This window comes from Aminobacter sp. BE322 (assembly GCF_050433525.1).
In the GTDB taxonomy this organism is placed as follows: domain Bacteria; phylum Pseudomonadota; class Alphaproteobacteria; order Rhizobiales; family Rhizobiaceae; genus Aminobacter.
Genome location: NZ_JBNPXB010000003.1, coordinates 46,630 through 64,550 on the forward strand (window position 1 = coordinate 46,630; position 17,921 = coordinate 64,550).

Annotated in this window: 23 protein-coding genes and 2 tRNA genes; 12 read left to right on the plus strand and 13 right to left on the minus strand. The window is 66.0% G+C overall.

Annotated features, from left to right (window positions below; translation table 11 throughout):
- Positions 1-57 precede the first annotated feature (57 nt).
- From J2X50_RS06315 to J2X50_RS06365, 11 genes are all read right to left on the minus strand, one after another.
- Positions 58-264, minus strand: a complete 207-nt coding sequence (locus tag J2X50_RS06315; RefSeq protein WP_429092974.1) for a hypothetical protein — start codon at positions 262-264, stop codon at positions 58-60.
- Positions 264-668, minus strand: coding sequence for a DUF3168 domain-containing protein (locus J2X50_RS06320; RefSeq protein WP_429092977.1), 405 nt, complete (start codon positions 666-668; stop codon positions 264-266). Before J2X50_RS06320 ends, J2X50_RS06315 begins: the two co-directional genes overlap by 1 nt.
- On the minus strand, positions 665-1,171 hold the full coding sequence (locus tag J2X50_RS06325; RefSeq protein ID WP_429092980.1) for an HK97-gp10 family putative phage morphogenesis protein: 507 nt from the start codon (positions 1,169-1,171) through the stop codon (positions 665-667). The genes J2X50_RS06320 and J2X50_RS06325 overlap by 4 nt, the downstream gene beginning before the upstream one ends.
- On the minus strand, positions 1,171-1,524 hold the full coding sequence (locus tag J2X50_RS06330; protein WP_429092983.1) for a hypothetical protein: 354 nt from the start codon (positions 1,522-1,524) through the stop codon (positions 1,171-1,173). The genes J2X50_RS06325 and J2X50_RS06330 overlap by 1 nt, the downstream gene beginning before the upstream one ends.
- Before the next feature lie 12 nt (positions 1,525-1,536).
- Entirely contained in the window at positions 1,537-1,884 is a 348-nt protein-coding gene (locus tag J2X50_RS06335) for a head-tail adaptor protein (protein ID WP_429092985.1), read from the minus strand.
- The gene (locus tag J2X50_RS06340; RefSeq protein WP_429092988.1) at positions 1,884-2,492 is read right to left on the minus strand and encodes a head-tail connector protein; all 609 of its coding nucleotides are present in this window, start codon (positions 2,490-2,492) and stop codon (positions 1,884-1,886) included. Before J2X50_RS06340 ends, J2X50_RS06335 begins: the two co-directional genes overlap by 1 nt.
- 2 nt (positions 2,493-2,494) lie before the next feature.
- Positions 2,495-2,773: a hypothetical protein gene (locus J2X50_RS06345; RefSeq protein WP_429092991.1), complete on the minus strand. Its 279-nt coding sequence runs from the start codon at positions 2,771-2,773 to the stop codon at positions 2,495-2,497.
- Between the two features lie 64 nt (positions 2,774-2,837).
- Positions 2,838-4,112 (minus strand): phage major capsid protein, encoded by a 1,275-nt coding sequence (locus J2X50_RS06350; protein WP_429092994.1) that lies wholly within the window; start codon positions 4,110-4,112, stop codon positions 2,838-2,840.
- Positions 4,113-4,202: 90 nt separating this feature from the next.
- Positions 4,203-4,982 (minus strand): HK97 family phage prohead protease, encoded by a 780-nt coding sequence (locus J2X50_RS06355; RefSeq protein ID WP_429092997.1) that lies wholly within the window; start codon positions 4,980-4,982, stop codon positions 4,203-4,205.
- Positions 4,972-6,294, minus strand: a complete 1,323-nt coding sequence (locus tag J2X50_RS06360) for a phage portal protein (RefSeq protein ID WP_429093000.1) — start codon at positions 6,292-6,294, stop codon at positions 4,972-4,974. The genes J2X50_RS06355 and J2X50_RS06360 overlap by 11 nt, the downstream gene beginning before the upstream one ends.
- The gene (locus tag J2X50_RS06365; protein ID WP_429093003.1) at positions 6,291-7,511 is read right to left on the minus strand and encodes a terminase TerL endonuclease subunit; all 1,221 of its coding nucleotides are present in this window, start codon (positions 7,509-7,511) and stop codon (positions 6,291-6,293) included. Before J2X50_RS06365 ends, J2X50_RS06360 begins: the two co-directional genes overlap by 4 nt.
- 53 nt (positions 7,512-7,564) lie before the next feature.
- Here J2X50_RS06365 and J2X50_RS06370 point away from each other — a divergent pair, with 53 nt between their 5' ends.
- The 5 genes from J2X50_RS06370 (at position 7,565) to J2X50_RS06390 (ending at position 10,266) form a co-directional block, all read left to right on the plus strand.
- Positions 7,565-7,858: a hypothetical protein gene (locus tag J2X50_RS06370; RefSeq protein ID WP_429093006.1), complete on the plus strand. Its 294-nt coding sequence runs from the start codon at positions 7,565-7,567 to the stop codon at positions 7,856-7,858.
- A gap of 21 nt (positions 7,859-7,879) precedes the next feature.
- A complete protein-coding gene (locus J2X50_RS06375) occupies positions 7,880-8,176 on the plus strand; it encodes a hypothetical protein (RefSeq protein WP_429093009.1) in 297 nt (98 codons plus the stop codon).
- Positions 8,177-8,178: 2 nt separating this feature from the next.
- Positions 8,179-8,763, plus strand: coding sequence for a hypothetical protein (locus tag J2X50_RS06380; protein WP_429093011.1), 585 nt, complete (start codon positions 8,179-8,181; stop codon positions 8,761-8,763).
- Between the two features lie 94 nt (positions 8,764-8,857).
- A complete protein-coding gene (locus J2X50_RS06385) occupies positions 8,858-9,127 on the plus strand; it encodes a hypothetical protein (RefSeq protein WP_429093013.1) in 270 nt (89 codons plus the stop codon).
- Positions 9,115-10,266, plus strand: coding sequence for a hypothetical protein (locus J2X50_RS06390; protein WP_429093015.1), 1,152 nt, complete (start codon positions 9,115-9,117; stop codon positions 10,264-10,266). Before J2X50_RS06385 ends, J2X50_RS06390 begins: the two co-directional genes overlap by 13 nt.
- Before the next feature lie 76 nt (positions 10,267-10,342).
- Here J2X50_RS06390 and J2X50_RS06395 read toward each other — a convergent pair.
- Positions 10,343-10,419 (minus strand) — tRNA-Asp (locus J2X50_RS06395).
- Positions 10,420-10,633: 214 nt separating this feature from the next.
- Between J2X50_RS06395 and J2X50_RS06400 the strand changes: the two genes are divergently transcribed.
- Positions 10,634-10,709, plus strand: a tRNA-Val gene (locus J2X50_RS06400).
- Between the two features lie 47 nt (positions 10,710-10,756).
- Here J2X50_RS06400 and J2X50_RS06405 read toward each other — a convergent pair.
- Positions 10,757-11,194 carry an Lrp/AsnC family transcriptional regulator gene (locus J2X50_RS06405; RefSeq protein WP_429093018.1) on the minus strand — a complete coding sequence of 146 codons (438 nt, stop codon included), beginning with the start codon at positions 11,192-11,194 and terminating at the stop codon, positions 10,757-10,759.
- Positions 11,195-11,322: 128 nt separating this feature from the next.
- Here J2X50_RS06405 and rocF point away from each other — a divergent pair, with 128 nt between their 5' ends.
- The 6 genes from rocF (at position 11,323) to nadC (ending at position 17,873) form a co-directional block, all read left to right on the plus strand.
- Positions 11,323-12,243, plus strand: a complete 921-nt coding sequence (gene rocF, locus J2X50_RS06410) for an arginase (protein ID WP_429093021.1) — start codon at positions 11,323-11,325, stop codon at positions 12,241-12,243.
- The gene (locus J2X50_RS06415) at positions 12,243-13,313 is read left to right on the plus strand and encodes an ornithine cyclodeaminase (RefSeq protein WP_429093023.1); all 1,071 of its coding nucleotides are present in this window, start codon (positions 12,243-12,245) and stop codon (positions 13,311-13,313) included. The genes rocF and J2X50_RS06415 overlap by 1 nt, the downstream gene beginning before the upstream one ends.
- 179 nt (positions 13,314-13,492) lie before the next feature.
- Positions 13,493-14,425: an NUDIX hydrolase gene (locus J2X50_RS06420; RefSeq protein ID WP_429093026.1), complete on the plus strand. Its 933-nt coding sequence runs from the start codon at positions 13,493-13,495 to the stop codon at positions 14,423-14,425.
- Between the two features lie 81 nt (positions 14,426-14,506).
- Positions 14,507-15,481: a quinolinate synthase NadA gene (gene nadA, locus J2X50_RS06425; RefSeq protein WP_429093029.1), complete on the plus strand. Its 975-nt coding sequence runs from the start codon at positions 14,507-14,509 to the stop codon at positions 15,479-15,481.
- A complete protein-coding gene (locus tag J2X50_RS06430) occupies positions 15,478-17,019 on the plus strand; it encodes an L-aspartate oxidase (protein WP_429093032.1) in 1,542 nt (513 codons plus the stop codon). The genes nadA and J2X50_RS06430 overlap by 4 nt, the downstream gene beginning before the upstream one ends.
- Positions 17,020-17,021: 2 nt before the next feature.
- The gene (nadC, locus tag J2X50_RS06435) at positions 17,022-17,873 is read left to right on the plus strand and encodes a carboxylating nicotinate-nucleotide diphosphorylase (RefSeq protein ID WP_429093034.1); all 852 of its coding nucleotides are present in this window, start codon (positions 17,022-17,024) and stop codon (positions 17,871-17,873) included.
- Positions 17,874-17,921: the final 48 nt, after the last annotated feature.

The window sequence follows — 17,921 nt, forward strand, 5'->3', positions numbered from 1 at the left end:
GGCCAGCTTGAGCTAGCCGATGATTGGGCTCGCGCCCGGTTGCGTATAGATGGAGGGCTATTTCGCCCGCTTGCGCTTCGGCTTCAGGGCCTCGGCTTCCGTTCTGCTCGGCGGCGGCACCTCTTCGGCCCAGCCCTTGCCGACGCAGTATTCGATGAAATCGCGCGGGCGCTGCTGCGGCTCGCTCGACGCTTTCGCGTTGAACGAGAACCGGCTGTTCGGGCGCGCCCAGTTGCATTCCCGGTGGAAGATCGCCCAGGCCATCATCCCGGTTCCTCGATCATCGCGGTGACGGTGACGATGCCGTGCGACGTCACCCCGTCGGGATCGCCGATGACCTGCGCGAAAGCGGCCCGCATCTCGACGAGGCCGAAGGCGCCCATGTCGGCTTCGTAGCCGTGCACGGTACGCCGCACCGCATCGGTGATCTGCTTCGCCTGCACACGTCCGACCGCCCGGCTCCAGATATCGACCTGAAGTGTGTGCTCGCCGGCGTAGATGCATTCGGCGTCGTCCGCTACGAAGTCATAGGCGCCGAAGCTGACATAGGGAAAGGCAGGGGCCTCCGGCACGCGATCATAGACCCGCCCTGCGATCTGGGCCGCAACGGCCGTATCGGCACGCAGCGCGTCATGGACGAGTTTTTGCAACGCCACGGCGACGCTCATGTGGCATTCTCCGATTGGATGGCCTTCTTCATGGCGCGTGTGATCCTTGACTTGATGCGCTTTCGCATGGCCCGATAGCTCGGAAAAAAGAAGGGCTGTGCTGCGCCGCCTTTTGTAGTCCGTCGCGATTTGCGCGTTCGGCCCGACTTGTCCGTGACCTTCTGGCCGGCCTGCTGCTGCGCCACGCCGAACTCTACCCATCGGGCGTAGTAGGCCTTCTCGTTACCGGCAAACACCGTGATTTTCAGGCCGCGACTGTCTGCTTTGCTCTCGGCAAGCACGATCGCACCCTTCGGCGCATCACCCCACGTCCAACCGATACTGTCGCGCAACTCGCCTGGACGCCGACGGCGATCAGGTTCCTTCAGAACAGGAGCCAGGCGTTTCATCATGGCGACGAGCTCGTCGGCGCCCTTCTCCATGGCGGCGCGTGTCGCCGCCTCGACCTTGGCCGGCATGGTGACGGTCAGCTTGCGGGTGAGTTGCGCGATGCCCTGGACCATCAGTGCGTCCTGATCGCCGCGACCTTGAGCGACGTCACCGCGTCATAGGTGAGCGCGACCTTGTTGAGGTCCGCGGCATTGCGGAAGGCCACCGGCACGGGCGGGATGACGGCCACCGCGCCGGCCGCGACGGTCAGGGCGATCGCCGAGCGGGTCAGCTCGCCATAGCGCTCGTCGTCGATGGTGGTGTAAGCCGGGTTCACCGTGACGGTCTTCGCCGCGGCGTCGTCGTTGCGGATGATGATCGCCACCCGGCTATCCCAGACGAACTTGTCGCCACCGCCGGCGGCATTGGCAAAGGTGATCGCGCCCCCGTCCTCGTCGGACAGGTTCTGGATGGTCAGGTCGGCCATGTCGGTTCTCCGTTAGGTTGCCACGCCGCGCTCGACCAGCAGCGAAATCCACTGCCGGTCTGTCTCATGGGTCACGTCGCGGATGTTGAAGACGTCGCCCGTACGGGCATCCCTCGCCCGCCATTCGGTGGTGATGCGCCGCGTCTCCCGCGACGCGCGCACCGAAATCACCTGCACGTGCCGCCCCTCGAGCCTGCCGGCCAGCACGGTCTCGCCGCCGCGCAGGTGGCGATAGGCGGCCCGGCACTGGAATTCCTCCACCCAATCCGACTGGGTGTTGCCAAGCCCGTCGTCGGTTTCCGCCCGCCTGTCGAACGCGACACGGAACCTGAGGTCGCCGCCGCCGAATTGCTTGGCCACTAGGCAACCCTCCCCACGCGGAACTGGTTGAGGATGGCGTCGAAGCCGAACAGAACCTCTGCCGGAACGGCGCCGACCACGCTAGTTTCACGATTTGCGGTCCAGTGCGCGATCAGCATCAGCATCGCGTGCCGGAGGGCTTCCGGAACCATCGCCAGGTTGGGCGTCGCCCCGTCCGTGCCCGGATAGCCGGCTTTGAACGTCACGGTCACCGCGTCGAGTCGATCGCGCGTGGCGGGCCAGGAGGCGCCGACGGCAGGCCGGATGCGCGCATCGAGGAAGCCCCTGCGCCATTCGTAGGCCGCCGGCGCGACCGTCTGGTCGCCCCCTGCCGGATCGACGAACTCGATCTTGTCGACCGACAGCACCGGCCCCATCGGGATGCGGATTTCATCGCGCGGGAAGCGGTCGAGCGACAGCTTCCACGATGCAGCCATGATGCCAAGGCCGGCGCCTTCCGGCCCCTCGACGATCTGCCGGGCGGCCTTGATGCAGCGCGTCAGAAAAGCATCGTCATCGCTGCCGTCGACGATGCCGTGGCTCTTGACCTCGGCGAGCGTCAGGGCCTCGGCCGATGGCTGATCGACGCGCTCGATCCGGTCCCACATGGCTATTCGCCTGCTCCGCCGCCGGCCGCGTCGGCACCGCCATCATCGGAGGCGTCGGGGTTGTTGGCCGGCACCGCCGCAGGCTGATCGGCATCGGACGTTGCCGACGTGGTTTCCCGCGCCCTCTTGCGCGCGGTCGTCTCCGTCGCCGTCGACCTGACCGGCTGGGCAAATCCGGCCCTGATCAGGGCCGCGCCCTCGGCATCCGAAACGTCGATCTCTTCGCCGCAGCTGCGCTGGACGTTCGGCCCCGACATGCTGGTAAGCATCATCACTTTCATGGTCTTGCTCTCCTTCGGTTTTGAGAGCGGGCGGCCCGAAGCCGCCCGCCTTGCAAAGCCGAACTCAGGCCATGATCATGTGCTTGACGGCCTTGTTGTTGAGCAGGGCGCCGTCGAAGCGCTTGAAGCCGATCATGCCGATCTGGAAGTTCTCGGCGTAGCGTTCGCGCAAGGTCAGCACGGTGAAGCCACGCACCTTGCGAACCACGTAGCGGCTGTGATCGCCGAAGATGATCGGCTTGGTGCCGGTGGCGATGTTGGCGATGGCCTGGTTGACCGAATACGGATGCGCCAGCAGCCGGTCGGGCTCGCCGGTGCGGACATCGCCCATCTGCCACAGGTAGTTGCCCTGGCCGTCCTTCAGCTTGCGGATGGACGAGAGCGTCGTGTCGTTGAACTGCCAGCGGCACTTGGGCGAGGCGCGATAGGCCGGATCGACCGAATGCAGCAGGTCGATCAGTTCGTCCGCGGCCAGGGCCGTGGCCGACGCGGCGGTCTTGCCGAGACCGGAGGCGGTGACGATGCCGGTGGGCTGGTTGCCCCCGGCTCCGGTCGTCAGCTGCCTGTTGGCGCGGCGGCCGAGACGCTCGCCGAACAGGTCGGTCAGCAAAGACTCCATATTGAAAGCCGAGTCTTGCAGAAGCTCGTACGGGATGCGCACGATCTTGGTGTCGACCATGTAGGCCTTCAACACCGCCCGGCCGAACACCACGTCACCCGAATTGTCATCGGTTGCAGCAGCGTTTTCGGCCTTGTCCTCGCCTTCCTGGGCCGTGTCGTCGACGCTCGGCCACGGCAGGTCATTGCCGGTCGCGGTGGGGAGTTCACGCACGATGTTGGCATCCCACATCGGACCCCAAGCCTTCACCGCCTTGTCGATCTCGCCCGAGAATCCTTCCGGCACGGTGTAGCCGCCGGCCGCATCGGTTCCGACCGACTGGGCGCGAAGTTCCGCCGGCGCGTCGACGCGCCCGGTCAGCAGTACCGAGCGCTCCTCCGCCTCGAGGCTGGACACGCCGAAGCGGACGGCCTTGTTGAACACGTCCTGGTATTTCGGGTCGCCGCCTTCGTCGTCCTCGGCGCCACGCTGCTGGAGGGTCTCGCCCTTCGGGCGGCGGGGATCGGGAGCGTTGGCGCGGACTTCGGCCTCATGCAGCCTCTTGAGGCGTTCCATCTTGGCGCCGATCTGGTCGTATTCGGCCATCATGGCGTCGAACTCGGCCTCGATCTCCTTGGCGCGAGCCTCCGGCGTGTCGTCCTTGATCTCCTCGAACTTGGCGCGAGCATTGGTGGCGATACGAGCCTGCTGCTCGCGCAGCTCCTTGAGCTGTACGGTCATGGAATCTGTTCCTTTTGGGTTGACGTTGATGGGCAGCAGCAGGCCGCTACGTGCCGTTCTCCCGCCGGAATGGCAGGGTTCGTGAAGCCGTCACGCCTGGCGCGACAGCCAATCCTTCAGCCACTCGATTTCGGCGGTCTGGGCGTCGATGATCTTCTTCGCGAGGTTGGCGATCTCCTTGTCGTCGCCTTCCTCGAGCACCTTCTTCGCCATCGCGACGGCGTCCTGGTGGTGCCTGATCATCGCCTTGGCGAACGCCTCATCGGCGTCCCCGGCGGTCTCGCCGTCCATCATGCGCAGATGCATCTTCATCCGCAACCGCGTGCGGGCGGCGTCATAGTTCTTCTGGCGCTTGGCCTGGTCGCGATGCCGCTCCAGCGACCGCAGCCCGATCTCGGTGCCCGGATATGCCGGGTCGGTGACGATGGACACGTCGTAGAGGATGGCCTCCTCGACCGTCCGCAGCGGCGGATCCTGGGTATCGTCCCAGCGCTCCTTCACCGCGCGGAAGGCGATCGACATCTTGTCCAGGTCGCCGCGCTTCATCTTGGGCACGATGCGGGCGACGTCGGGATCGTTTGCGTCGAGGGTGCTTTCCATCCTGATGCCGTGCCCGTCCGCGCTCAGCTTCAGCGTCCCCGAGCGCGTACGCGCCAGCGGAAGGTCGTGGTGCTGGATCAGGAAGGGCACGTCGTTCTTGCCGATTGACTTGTCGAAGGCGCCCGGAAGAAAGACCTCGCGGAAGTAGCTGCCGATCTCGGTTTCCTGGTTGAACACGGCTGCATAGCCCGCAACCTTGATGCCGTCGCCGTCGGCCTTGATTTCGGCCGGGATTCCGCCACGCCGTTCAATTTCACGTTCAATTCCCATTGAGATCGTCCTTCTGATCGTCGTCGAGAAGAGGTTGGACGCCCATGCCGCGCGCGGGCTGCTGGCCGAGCTTGTCGATCGGCAGCATGGCGCCCTGCATGTGGAGCTTGCCGGCGGCACCGCCCATCGCCGGCCGGTTCTCCATCTCGCGCGCCTCGTCAGGGGTCATCTGGCCGGTCTGGATCGCGCGGGCGTTGCCGTCCATGCGGCTCTTGAAGTCGCCGCGCAGGAGGCCGTCGAGATTGAGCTCCACGTATTGGCGATTGTTCGACCGGCCGAACAGCTTCAGGTTCAACTCCTGTTCGAACTGCTCCGCCAGCCGTGTCAGCGTGTGCTTGGTCAGATGCAGGTCCTGTTGCTCGGTATTCGAGAACGTGCCGTGCGTGAGATCCTGCAAGAACACGGGAGGCAGCGAGTAAATCCGGGCAACCTGCTCGATGATGAAGCGCTGCAGCTCGACGAGCTGCGACTTTTCCGGGTCGACGCCGATCGACTTGATGTCGTGCCCGGTTGGCAGTGAGAGCGCCAATTTCTTCTTTTCGGCCGCCTCCCTGACGGCATGCTCCATGTCCGTGGCCGAGCGCGAGAGAGCGCCGGGTGAGTTGAACGGACCGGTGAGGACGAACGGCGGCACGCCGCCATTGTTGAAGAACTTGGCGCCATAGTCGGTGACGGCCAGGGCCAGGCCGATGCTGTCCTTGTTCGTCAGGATTGGCGACCGGTGCCTCAGCATGTCGCTGCGCAGCATGTAGGCCATGTCGATCACTTCGCTGGCGGCATAGACATGCGTTCGGCCACCATCGCGATATTCGTAGCTCTTGCGGCCGTCGACGCGCATGACCGTTGCCCTGGTCGGGTCCAGCGGCCAGAGATTGGCGACCTTGCGAGCATCGTTGCGCTCGATGAAGGTCAGTCCGCGCCCGCCGGTGAACACGCTGTCGAAGAACGACTTGCGCCAGTCGAAGGACGAGGTTTCGTCGTTGACCGCGTCATGCAGGATCGTGGCCAGGCCCCCGCTTACCTTGTCGCGGCCCTTCCCGGTCTTCCGGTAGAGCACGCAAGGCAGGCCGGCGAGCGTGCCCGACAGGAAGTTCACCGCCGCCCAGACGGCAGGAACCCCCAACGCGTTGTCGATGGTCACACGCTTGCCGCTGGCGGAAATACCATGCAGGCCAAGAAAATCGACGATGTTGGCCGCGGAGATCGGAACCTTGGGATCCTCGATCGAGGCGCGCCGGTCGAGCGCAGCTGCCACGGCAACTTGAACGGCGGATTCGATATCGCGCCGGCTTGGTCCGAAGATGCCCATCATGCCGCCTGATATTTGAAGTTGGGATCATCCCAGGGCGACGTCGGTAAGACATGTGCCTGAGGGTTGAAGTCCATCAGCGAGATCGCGTTGAAGGCGGCGATCAGCGGATCGATCTTGGCCGTACCGGCCGCCGCCTTCTCGATCTTCCAATTGCTGCCTGCCAGCACGGCTTTGGCGTTGCCGACGCACCAGTTCATCATCGGCGTGTCGCCGTGGACCAACGTGCCTTCGCGCAGCCGCCACTCGGCCGTCAGGATCGCCGACGACAGACGGACGCCCTGCGAAACACCGACAATGGGACCGTCGTGCTCCTGGGTGCGGATTCCGCGCATCTCCAGCTCGGAAATGACCGTCTTCGTACCCCAGGCATCGAAACCGATGCCTGCCCGCTCCGGAAGCTTGCCGGAGAGGAAGATTTCCTCGACCTTGTCGGCCAGCGAGATGACCACTTCCGCCAAGGTCGGCAGCATGGTGAGCGTACCGTCCCCCACGAAGTCTTGGAGCGTGGCCGCGATCGACTTCCGGATCTCTTCGACCGATGGGACCGCCCAGGCGTGGCTCCAGAGAAACCAACGCTTCCCGCCGATCTCCCGCCCCACGACGGCCATTCCCAGCAGGTCGTCGGTTCCGCCCATGTCGACCCCGACCGTCACCACCTCCGAAAGGTCGAGCAGCCGGCGCAGATCGCGGATTTCATGGAACGCCGCCGCTTCCCAATAGTCGGCGCCGCGCCAGCGATCGCCGAAATTGCCCATGCCGATCTGCACGTTGAAGTGCTGCGAAGCGATGAGCGCGAGCTGCGCCTTCCCTTCGCGCTCGGCCTTGGTGATTTCGTCGACAAGAAAGGCCTCGTCGACGGACCGGTTGAGGTTGGGGTTGACCATCCCCCAGGTCTCGCGATTGCGCCAGCCGCCGTTCTTCGACAGTTCCGGCGGCAACTCGTACAGAATCGGCAACAACGGCAGGGCCAGCAAGCCGTCGCGAACTTCGCGGGCGATGTCGAGTTCCGCCTTGAAAACGCCGGCCGGCGGAGCCTTCGACTGGGTCGTGATCTGGATCAGGAACCCATCCGGCCTGGCGGCCAACGATCCCCTGATCTCGACGAAGATGTCGGCAGCCTTGGCCTTGCTGGCGAAAACATGGGTTTCATCGATCAGGATGAAGGTTGCCTTCGACCCGGTGATCGTATCCGCCTCGGCGGCCTTGATGACGATCACCGCCCGCGAGATCCTGTGTGTCAGCGTCCGCTGATCCGGCTCGGGTGGCCGGCATGAGCGAGAACCGCGAAAGGGCCATCGCGGCCATTTCCGCCGCCGCCATCATGCTCTCCGGCCACGAGGCCGCGCTGGAGGCGCTTGCCCGCCACGACCCGGAGGCAACCGCCGACGAGCTGCTGTTGCGCCCGCTGGCCGAGCGCGCCCTGGCGCTGTCGCGCAGCTACAAGTCCCAGCTCACCATAGCCGCAGCCTTCGTCGAGGCCCACAAGGGCGACCGCGCTGCCGCAAGCACGCAATCAGGCAAAGCAGCGCCGGTCCCTCCGCCGCCCATCGAGAGGCTATGGTAAATGGCCGGGGGTGCATCCATCATGAGCGGTGACCGCTACCCCGGCATTGTTCGCGCTGCCCTTGAGATCGCCTACGACAATGGCGGGATCAACCGCTTCCGGCCCGAAACGAAAATGCGCAAGGAGTTTGCAGACTTCTTGGAGCGTCAGCCTCAAGAAATCCTGCCGGCAATCGACGCGTGGCTGACTGGTCTGTCGACCGAAGACCTGGAAACCGTTTGCTGTGCCAGTTGCGAGCCAGAAGGTGAAGCCTTGATGGCGAAAGCCCCGCCGTTCACCGACCAGCTTCTCAATGACTATTTTGATGAGGTTTGCTGATCATGACACTCGATGCAAAGGCTTTGGAGGCGGCACAGCGAGCGGCAGATGATGCCTACATGGCGTCAGATGAGAACGCCGTGAACGACGCAGTGACCGCAGGGATCGTCGCCTATCTCGCCGCCCTTCCCCATGCAGGCAGGGTGAGCGAGGAGATGGTCGAGGCTGCGAAGGCCGTACTGTTCAGCCGGAAGCTGGTCGATGTCTTTTCGGTGCGCGCTGCCCTCGAAGCAGCCCTCTCAAGCCAAGCGGAGGTGGTGCCGGTAGGTGTTGCGTGCATTGCTTGCGAAGGCTCGCCAAAGGCTCCGAACGATCCCTGCGGCTTGTGCGGAACGGCATCTGGCCATGCGGAGGCGGTGCCGGTCGCGCTCACCTACGAGGTTGACCCAGACTGCATCGAAGCAGCCGACGCCATCGACGCCAAGGATAAGCGAATAGAGGCGCTGGAGGCGGCGCTGACTCGGCTGCGCGACTTGACGCCCGGGGCGGCGAACGCCGCCACCGCTCGTGACCTGCATCTTACAATCGCGGCGATTGCTGACGTTGCCCTCTCCTCCCGTATAGATAAGGAAGATCGAAATGGGTGACGTGCGCGCGAAAGCGATCTCCGTGTTCGTGCTTGTGAATGAGCGTGGTCTTGTTCGCAGCAGCCCCCGTCTCCGCACAGAAGGATAAGGCGGAATGACGATCCGCTTCCCGATCCAGCCGCGCATGGTGCCGCCGGAAAAGGTCGCACGGCGCCTTGGCGTCACGATGGCCACGTTTCTCGAGAAGCGGGCCGACCTGGAGCACAACGGGTTTCCGAAGCCCGATTCGGTGCTTGGGAACTACTCGCTTGATGCCGTCGACCAGTGGATCGACGGTCGTGCTGGACTGTCTCGTCCCGGAGATCCATTGTCGGCTCAGGTCGAAATGCTCCAGGCCGTCCGCGGGAAAGCATGGGCAAGGTGAAAATCCCCTACTACAGCGTCCTTCGGAAGAACGGGCGCGGCTACTGGCAGCCAACGTCGGAGATGAAGGCTCTGGGCTTCCGGCCGACCGCCTGCGGCCCTGATGGCCCCGCCGCCTGGGCGAAGGCGCGTGCCTTGAATGACCAGTGGCAGAAGAGCCGCAAGACGCGCGAGCCGGCGCCGGCGCCGGCGCCGCCACCAGCAGCATCAGAGAAGGTATGGCCGGCGAGGTCCATCGGCGAAGCGTTCACCCGCTACCGATTTACGGTGGAATGGACAAAGAAAGCCGATCGCACGCGCGAGGATTGGGAGCGCGGGTGGAAATACATCGCCCCGGTTTTCGGCAACCATTCCCCTGCGCTTGTGACGATGGAAGTGGTCTCGGAGTGGCGCGAATCCATCGAGCGCGACATCAGCTTGCGTGAGGCGCATCGGGCCATGAAGATCTGGCGGGCGCTCTGGAAGGTCGCCGCTGCGATGAAATATTGCCGACGCGAAGACGATCCGTCGCTCGCCGTCCAGAACACCGAGCCGAAGGGCAGGAGCGCAATGTGGCGCGAGGGCGAGGCTGTCCGCCTGGTCAAGCGTGCATTCCGCATGGAATATTACGGCTTGGCTGCCGCTCTCGCCTGCATGTGGGACGGATCGGTCTCGCCGATCGACGCCCGGACCCTAACACTTGCGCAGCGCAAACAGGACGGCGATGGAACATGGTTCGAACTGAGCCGCGCCAAGACCGGCCGCGATTCTGTGCTGACGCTCTCGAAACGCACAGAGCGGCTGCTGGCCTGGTATCTGCAGAAGCAGTTCGGCGAGGCCGAGCCCATCAGCAGCATGGAGATATTCCGCACCCGCCGCGGCGCCGCCTATCGCAAGAACTCGTTCGCCGAGGATTTCCGCGACGTGCGCAAAGTCGAGTTCCCCGGCGATTCGCGCATGATGCTGGACTTCCGCCGCTCCGGCAGCGTGGAAGCTGTCGCTGGCGGCGTGGAAGGGTCTGTCCTGTCGGCAAAGATGGGCAATTCGCTGTCCGAATCGAAGAAGCTCGAACAGACCTACGTGCCTGTGCAGGTGGAGATGGTAAGGCGCGCTGATGATGCGCGTCGGGAAGGCCGAAAACGCCTTCGGAAGAACAAATGAAGGGCAAAACTTTGAACTGCCGGATCGGGCGTTCAGACTTTTCGCCAAATGGAATTGGCTAAGTTCTTGAAACGACTGGCGCGAGTGACGGGGCTCGAACCCGCGACCTCCGGCGTGACAGGCCGGCACTCTAACCGACTGAGCTACACCCGCGCTTTGGACGTTGGCGCTGGGCGCCGCGTCGTTGGGCGGTGAATTACGGGGTTCGTGGGGAGGTGTCAAGCGACATCGAGAAGATATTCGACAAACTTCGTCGTCTATTTTTCGCGGTCCGCAAAAGCCGCTTGGCGAAGGCTTCACATGCCGTTGCGGCATGCATTTGAACTTGCGGATCAAGGTCGAACCGCTTAAAGCTCCGCTCCGCCGGGGGCGATTAGCTCAGTTGGTAGAGCGCTTCGTTTACACCGAAGATGTCGGCGGTTCGAGCCCGTCATCGCCCACCATCCTCCCTGCCCTGTACAGCATCAAGCGAAATTCGCCTTCGCGGGCGTTACAGCCTCGCCCTGGTGCTGCGGGGCGTGGCGAGCAGCAGGCTGGTCTCGCTTCCGGTGATCCCCTGGATGAGCCGGATCCGCCTCAGCACGGCGTCGAAATCGGTCAGCGTCGACGTCGCGAGCTCGACCACGAGGTCCCAGCGGCCATTGGTGGTGTGGATCGTCGAGACCTCGGAAAAGCCGCCAAGCGCGCGGATGACGCGGTCGGCCGCGTGGCCCTCGATCTCGATCAGCATGATGCCGCGCACCGGCTGGTCGACCGCGTCGGCGCGCAGGATGACCGTATAGCCCAGGACGTCGCCCGATTTTTCCAGCCGCTCCATGCGCGCACGCACGGTGGCGCGTGAGACACCGAGGTCGACGGCAAGGTCCGAGATGCTACGCCGCCCCTGGTGCCTGAGCAGCGTCACCAGCCGCTTGTCCAATTCGTCCATCTGTTTTCCATTTCGAGCAAAATTGCTGCCATTTTGCGTAGTCTGCATATCGCTATCGCCAATTCAATGGCTTCATTTTGCCAGCTCCGTTCCTTCCAATACGGCCTCAATCGACACGGGCGACAACCATGCACTGCAATCTCATAGGAATTCCGCTTCAGGACGGCGCCGGCCGCATGGGCTGCGAGATGGGGCCGAGCGCGCTGCGCACGGCGGGCCTCGCCGCAGCACTGGCCGAACTCGGCCATACGGTCGCCGATCTCGGCACGGTCGTGCCGAAGCCGGTCGAAACAGGCCCGCACAGGAACGCCGCGCTGAAGTCGCTGCCCGAAATCGCCGCCTGGACGGCTGCGATCGCCGAGGCCGCCTATGCGGCGAGCGCCGATGCGATGCCCATCTTCCTCGGTGGCGACCATGCGCTGTCCGCCGGCACCCTTTCGGGCGTCGCCCGCCGAGCCGCCGAGACCGGGCGCCCGCTGTTCGTGCTGTGGCTCGACGCCCACCCCGATTTCCACACGCTCGACACCACCTCGAGCGGCAACCTGCACGGCGTGCCGCTCGCCTATGCCAGCGGCCTGCCGGGCTTCGAAGGCTACTTCCCCCGCCTGCCCGCGCCGGTCGACCCCAAGCGCGTCTGCACGCTCGGCCTGCGCAGCGTCGACCCGGCCGAGCGCCGGGCGCTCACCGAGGCGGGCGTGACCGTCCACGACATGCGTTCCATCGATGAGCATGGGCTGGCGCCGCTGCTGCGCGCCTTCCTCGAGCGGGTCGCCGCCGAGAACGGGCTCCTGCATGTCAGCCTCGACGTCGATTTCCTCGACCCGGCAATCGCGCCGGCGGTCGGCACCACCGTGCCGGGCGGCGCCACCTTCCGCGAGGCCCATCTCGCCATGGAGATGCTGCACGACAGCGGGCTGGTCACCAGCCTCGACCTCGTGGAACTGAACCCCTTCCTCGACGAACGCGGACGCACCGCCATATTGATGGTGGACCTCACGGCCAGCCTCATGGGCCGCCGCATCATGGACCGGCCGACCAGGAGCTTCTGATGACCATCGCCAACCTCAACATCGTCCCCTTCGTCAGCGTCGACAACATGATGAAGCTGGTCCTGGAGATCGGCGTCGACCGATTCCTCGGCGAGCTGTCCGCCTATATCGAGGAGGATTTCCGCCGCTGGGAACTGTTCGACAAGACGCCGCGGGTGGCCTCGCACAGCCATGACGGCGTGATCGAGCTGATGCCGACCAGCGACGGGCAGCTCTACGGGTTCAAATACGTCAACGGCCACCCGAAGAACATGCGCGAGGGCCTGCAGACGGTGACCGCCTTCGGCGTGCTCGCCGACGTCGGCTCGGGCTACCCGATGCTGCTCACCGAGATGACCATCCTCACCGCACTGCGCACCGCCGCGACCTCGGCGGTCGCGGCCAAATACCTGGCGCCCAAGGGTTCCGACACGATGGCGATCATCGGCAACGGCGCCCAGTCGGAGTTCCAGGCGCTGGCGTTCAAGAAGCTGCTCGGCATCGACAAGCTGCGGCTCTACGACATCGACATAGAGGCAAGCCGCAAATGCGCGCGCAACCTCGACGGCCTGGGCTTCGACATCACCATCTGCAAATCCGGCCAGGAAGCGGTCGAAGGCGCCCAGATCATCACCACAGTCACCGCCGACAAGCAGAACGCCACGATCCTGACCGACAACATGGTGGGCACGGGCGTGCACATCAACGCCGTCGGCGGCGACTGCCCCGGCAAGACGGAGCTGCACCGCGACATCCTGCTGCGCTCGCAGATCGTGGTCGAGTATCCGCCGCAGACGCGCATCGAAGGCGAGATCCAGCAGCTCGAACCCGACCACCCCGTGACCGAGCTGTGGCGGATCATCGCCGGCAAGGCCGAGGGCCGTGGCAGCGAACGACAGGTGACGCTGTTCGATTCGGTCGGCTTCGCCATCGAGGATTTTTCGGCGCTGCGCTACGTCCGCGACCAGCTGCGCCACACCAAGCGCTACGAAGAGCTCGACCTGCTTGCCGATCCCGACGAACCGCGCGACCTGTTCGGCATGCTGCTGCGGCAGGCTGCCAAGGAGAAGGCCAAGGCCGCCATCGCCTAGCTCTTACGCATGGTCATTCGCGTTGCGGCCGTCCGCGGTGGATTTTCTGCCGCCGCCGGGCCAAGAACTGGCGAAGACCTTGCGCGGTGCATGGAAAAGGCGCTGGCGGCAGTTGACGCCTCGCCTGTTTCTCTGTCCCATCGCGCCGCAATACCAATGGCCGACGACAGAGGATCAGCGTGGCAAAGGACAGTGAGCGGCAGCAGGAGCGTCACGCGATAGGTGCGGACCTGATCGCAGTGCTCGTGGCCGCGCCCAACGGCAATCCGGTGGTGCTCACCATCAAGGACGCCACCGCCCTGCCCTCCGGACCTTTCGAACTCGGGCACCGCTCGCTGCAATCGGGGCTGCGCGACTGGGTCGAGCAGCAGACCGGCCATCCTCTGGGCTACATCGAACAGCTCTACACCTTCGCCGACCGCGACCGCAGCGGCGAGGATTCGTCGCGCCGGGTGATCTCGATCAGCTATCTCGGGCTCGCCCGCGAGGAGCCCTCGCGCGCCACGCCGCCGGGGAGCTGGCGCAACTGGTACGAGTTCTTCCCCTGGGAGGACCACCGCTACGGCGCACCGCCGGTGATCGTCGACGTCATCGAGCCGGCGCTCCGCCGCTGGGCCGACGCCGCCGAACAGGAGGAGAAGCGCAGCAAGCGCTGGCAGCGCGCCGCCGTCTGCTTCGGCTTCGGCGACCGCGGCTGGAACGAGGAGCTGACCTTGCAGCGCTACGAGCTGCTCTACGAGGCAGGCCTCGTAGAAGAGGCGGCGCGCAAGAAGGGACCGACGGGCGCCCAGTTCGTCCCGGGCCGCGCGATGGACGGCGACCACCGGCGCATCCTCGCCACCGGCATCGCCAGGCTGCGCACCAAGATCAAGTACAGGCCTGTCGTGTTCGAATTGATGCCGCCTGCCTTCACGCTGCTGCAGTTGCAGCGCGCCGTGGAGGCGCTGGCCGGGGTGACGGTGCACAAGCAGAATTTCCGCCGCCTGATCGAGCAGCAAGACCTGGTCGAGGAGACCGGCCAGATGTCCGCCGAGACCGGCGGCCGGCCGGCGAAGCTGTTCCGCTTCCGCCACGCCGTGCTGGACGAGCAGCCGGTGGCCGGCACCAAATAGCAAAGTTCCGCTTGACAGGTCTTATGCTCATGCTAAGCATATGTCCGGATTATACTCAACTAGAGCATAATAGGGATGACGATGTCTGGCATTTCCCCCTCCGCCGCCACGCTCTACAGCCGTGTCGAAAAGGTCATTCCCGCCATCGAATGGCCGGCCTTCACCGACGACATCGACGCGATCCTGAGGCTGAAACGCGAGCGTAACGCCGTCATCCTGGCGCACAACTACCAGACGCCCGAAATCTTCCACTGCGTGGCCGACATCGTCGGCGACAGCCTGGCGCTGGCCCGCAAGGCGATGGACGTCGAGGCCGACGTGATCGTGCTCGCCGGCGTGCATTTCATGGCCGAGACGGCAAAGCTGCTCAATCCGGGCAAGACAGTGCTGATCCCCGACATGGGCGCCGGCTGCTCGCTGGCGGATTCGATCACGGCCGAGGACGTGAGGCTGATGCGGCAGCGCTACCCCGGCGTGCCGATCGTCACCTACGTCAACACCTCGGCCGCCGTGAAAGCCGAATCCGACATCTGCTGCACCTCCGGCAACGCCAAGGCGGTGGTGGAATCGCTCGGCGTGCCGCGCGTCATCATGCTGCCCGACGAATATCTGGCGCAGAACATCGCCGCCCAGACGGATGTCGAGATCATCGCCTGGAAGGGCCATTGCGAGGTGCACGAGCGCTTCACGCCCGAGGACATCCACGAACTGCGCGCCGCCCATCCGGGCGTCACCGTGCTGGCCCACCCCGAATGCCCGCCGGAAGTGGTGGCGGTGGCCGATTTCGCCGGCTCGACGGCGGCCATGTCCGACTATGTCGGCAAGGAGAAGCCGGCCCGCGTGGTGCTGATGACCGAATGCTCGATGAGCGACAACGTCGCCGTCGACCATCCCGACGTCGAGTTCATCCGCCCCTGCAACCTCTGCCCGCACATGAAGCGCATCACGCTCGCCAACATCCGCACCGCCCTCGAGGAGATGCGCCATCCGGTGACCATCGAGCCGGAGCTTTCGGCGCGGGCGCGGCTCGCCGTCGAGCGGATGCTGGCGGTATGAACACCGATCTCCGCGGCCTCGCCGGTCGCCCCGTCATCGTCGGCGCCGGCATCGCGGGGCTGATGACGGCGCTGGAACTGGCGCCCGAACCGGTGGTGCTGGTGTCCGCTGCACCTCTGGGCGGCGAAGCCTCCAGCCCGCTGGCCCAGGGCGGGCTGGCGGCGGCTGTGGGCAGCGACGACTCGCCCGAGCTGCACCTCGCCGACACGCTGGCTGCCGGCGACGGCCTCTGCGACGAAGCGGTCGTGCGGCGCATCGTCGAGGCCGCGCCGCTGGCAATCGAAAGGCTGGAGCGTCTCGGCGTCGGCTTCGACCGTGCGCCCGACGGCAGCATCGCGCTAGGCCTGGAAGCCGCGCACAGCCGGCGCCGCATCGTCCACGCCGGCGGCGACGCCACCGGGCGGGAACTGGTGCGCGCGCTTGTGGCTGCAGTGCGCCGCACGCCGTCGATCACAGTGCTGGAAGGCTTTGCGGCGCGGCGGCTCGCCGTCGAGGACGGCGCCATCTCGGGCGTGCTGGCGGCCGGCCGGGAGGGCGACATCGTGTTCGCCACCAGCCGCGTCGTGCTCGCAACCGGCGGCGTCGGCGGCCTGTTCCGCGACACCACCAATCCGCTCGGCTGCTTCGGCCAGGGGCTGGCGCTCGCCGCCCGCGCCGGCGCCGAGCTTGCCGACCTCGAATTCGTGCAGTTCCACCCGACCGCGCTGGACACGCCGGCGCGTCCGATGCGGCTGGTGAGCGAGGCCGTGCGCGGCGAAGGTGCCGTGCTCGTCGACGAGACCGGGCGCCGCTTCCTCGCCGACCTGCCGGGCGCGGAGCTTGGCACGCGCGACGCGGTGGCGCGCGGCGTGTTCCGCCACCTCGCCCGCGGCCACAAAGTGTTCCTCGACACGCGCGCCTGCCTCGGCTCGCGCTTTGCCGCGCGCTTCCCCGCCATCGATGCGTTCTGCCGCGAGGCCGGCATCGACCCGGCCGTCGACCCGATCCCCGTTCGGCCCGCCGCGCACTACCACATGGGTGGCGTGGCGGTGGACGCCGAGGGCCGCAGCTCCGTACCCGGCCTGTGGGCCTGCGGCGAGGTGGCCTCGACCGGCCTGCACGGCGCCAACCGCCTCGCCAGCAACTCGCTGACCGAAGCGGTCGTCGCCGCCGGCTGGGTGGCCGGCAGCGTCAGGGAAACAACGAACGGGCCTGCAGCGCGAATCCGGCCGCAACAGGTGCCGGTTCGACCGGACGCGTCCACGGTGCGGTCCATCGTCTCGCAGGCGCTCGGCGTGCTGCGCGACGGCGACGGACTGAGGGAGGCAGCATCTACCCTGCTGCCGCTCGCCACCGGCACCGGCGCGGACGCCGACCCGGCGGCGGTGGGGTTGATGATGGCCGTCTCGGCGCTCGGCCGCGAAGAAAGCCGCGGCGCGCACTGCCGCACCGACTATCCGACCAGGGGCGCCGTCGCGCGGCGTTCGAAACTCACGCTCGACGCGGCGGCGACGATCGCCGCCGAACTCGACCTCATCCCGCTGGCCCGGAGCGCCTGACCATGCACCTCGCCCCCCTGCCCCGGATCATGCTCGAACCGCTGGTTCGCGCAGCACTGCTGGAAGATCTCGGCCGCGCCGGCGACATCACCACCGACGCCATCGTGCCGGCAGACCTTCAGGCCAATTTGGTGCTGGCGGCACGCCAGCCGGGCGTGGTGGCCGGGCTCGACCTGGCGGTTCTCGCCTTCGGCCTCATCGACCCCACAATTGTCATTGCGATTTCGAAACCCGACGGCAGCCGCGTCGCGCCCGGCGAAGTCATCGCCACGCTGACCGGCCCCGCCCGAGGCCTGCTGACCGGCGAGCGCGTCGCGCTCAATTTCCTCTCCCATCTCAGCGGCATCGCCACCGCAACCGCAGGCATCGTCGATGCCGTCGCCGGCCACAAGGCACGCATCGTCTGCACGCGGAAGACCACGCCCGGCCTGCGCGCGCTGGAGAAATATGCCGTGCGTTGCGGCGGCGGCTCGAACCACCGCTTCGGCCTCGACGACGCGGTGCTGATCAAGGACAACCACATCGCCATTGCCGGCGGCGTCCGCCCGGCCATCGAACGGGCCCGCGCCAATGTCGGCCACCTGGTCAAGATCGAGGTCGAGGTGGACACGCTCGGCCAGTTGGACGAGGCGCTGGCACTCGGGGTGGATGCGGTGCTGCTCGACAACATGTCGCCGGAAATGCTGACGGAGGCGGTGCGCATGGTCGGCGGGCGGGCGATCACCGAAGCTTCGGGCCGGGTCAATCCCGCCACCGCACCGGCGATCGCCGCCAGCGGCGTCGACCTCATTTCCGTCGGCTGGCTGACGCACAGCGCGCCGATCCTCGATATTGGACTGGACACGGCCGCCTGACCGGGGCAATGGTCCCGCCCCGGTGGGGACGATCTAGGCTATGGAGCG